The organism is Paenibacillus sp. E194 (genome assembly GCF_000935845.1).
GTDB lineage: Bacteria > Bacillota > Bacilli > Paenibacillales > Paenibacillaceae > Paenibacillus_B > Paenibacillus_B alvei_B.
On the sequence record NZ_JMDX01000495.1, the window covers coordinates 1 to 1,317 of the forward strand.

The 1,317-nt window shown below is 56.6% G+C and carries 3 protein-coding genes and 1 pseudogene; all 4 read left to right on the forward strand.

All coding sequences use genetic code 11. From position 1 onward, the window contains the following. Positions 1–342: pseudogene (locus AZ66_RS32260) on the forward strand (transcription initiation factor TFIID); the annotation flags it as partial. Further along, positions 305–523: a hypothetical protein gene (locus AZ66_RS31730; protein WP_156160139.1), complete on the forward strand. Its 219-nt coding sequence runs from the start codon at positions 305–307 to the stop codon at positions 521–523. The pseudogene AZ66_RS32260 and the gene AZ66_RS31730, both read left to right, overlap by 38 nt. Before the next feature lie 143 nt (positions 524–666). Then, complete coding sequence (locus AZ66_RS33225; RefSeq protein ID WP_231587103.1) at positions 667–897, forward strand: hypothetical protein; 231 nt, start codon at positions 667–669, stop codon at positions 895–897. Further along, a partial coding sequence (locus tag AZ66_RS29175; RefSeq protein WP_231587104.1) for a VWA domain-containing protein occupies positions 827–1,317 on the forward strand: 491 nt, incomplete at its 3' end. The genes AZ66_RS33225 and AZ66_RS29175, both read left to right, overlap by 71 nt.

Below are 1,317 nucleotides of genomic sequence, written 5' to 3' on the forward strand. Positions count from 1 at the left end.
GTTCAAGAAGCTGTATCGGACGCTGGAGGATATGCTGGCATTCATATCCGCTTGCTCGATTATACGCATAAGCACCGCTACGAGGAGAAATATTTTTTCGGCGACACGACGAGCGAATTTATGCGGTATGCGTTAAACGAGGAGGAGACGTCCCGTATCTACAAGCTCGGCTGCGTGCACGAGAAGCGAAGCAGCGGGGTAGAGAAGCTGAACATGATGGGCGGCTTCTGCGTCGAGGACCTGATGTATTACCGGAACGGTAAAATGTACTACGAGAGCTACGTGCAGAACGGGTACCGATTCCATGGTATCGATCCTGAACTGCTGCCGCCTATCCGTTAATCCGGGTATGCCAGGCGAGCGTCCGCTGGGCTTCCGTGCGGGACAGCAGGCGTTCCGTACGGACTGCTGCCATTCTCGGGGGGATGGCGGGGAAGCGGAACGCCAGCGCATCGATCCGAAGGGCAGAAGCTGCGTCCGGGGCAGCGGACCTGGCATGGAGCGGGTCATGACGATTACCTGAACGTATATGTATATACCGGCCTTTATGAACACGTATTTTATGTGAGAGGATGCTATATTTATGCAGCGAAAAGTGAATTGGCTCATGGTGCTGTTCAGCCTGATTGGAGGCACGGTTGGCTGGGCCGCCGGGGAGTGGCTGCTGTGTCGTCTAGTTGGCCACTGGCCGGATGTCGTGGTGAGCGGGCTCTACTTCGGGATCATCGCCCTATTCATCGGCCTGGCCTGTCTGACGGCCGAGATGATCTCGCCCCGGCTGAATGGCCAATCGTGGCGGCAGCGGTATGCGGGCACATCGTGGCTGGTGCTCGTGCCCGCGACGCTCCTCCTGCTGTTCATCGCGGGGCTGACGCTCGAAGCGGCCTACCAGATTGAAGCGGGCGGCGTGGAGTCGGTCGAAAATATCGTGCTTGTGATCGACAATTCGGGCAGCATGGAGCAGACGGATCCGAACCAGGATCGCTATAAAGCGGCCAAGCGAATGATCGAAGAGATGGATCGGGACAAGCGGGTAGCTGTATTTGTATTTAACGACAGCGTGATCCTGCTTCAGCCTTTCGTGCAAGTGAAGGATCAGGCTGTCAAGGATGAGCTGTTCGCTAAGATGGATGGGCTCCAGCCGACGCAGGGCCGTACGGATATCGGCCTGTCTCTATCCGAAGCGATGAAGCATATTAAGGACAATCCGGCTGATTCGGGCGGCACGATGGCCGTCCTGCTGTCGGACGGCTTCAGCGAAATGAATACGAACGAAGTGCTCGCTGATTATACGGCGAAGCATATTGCCGTTCACAC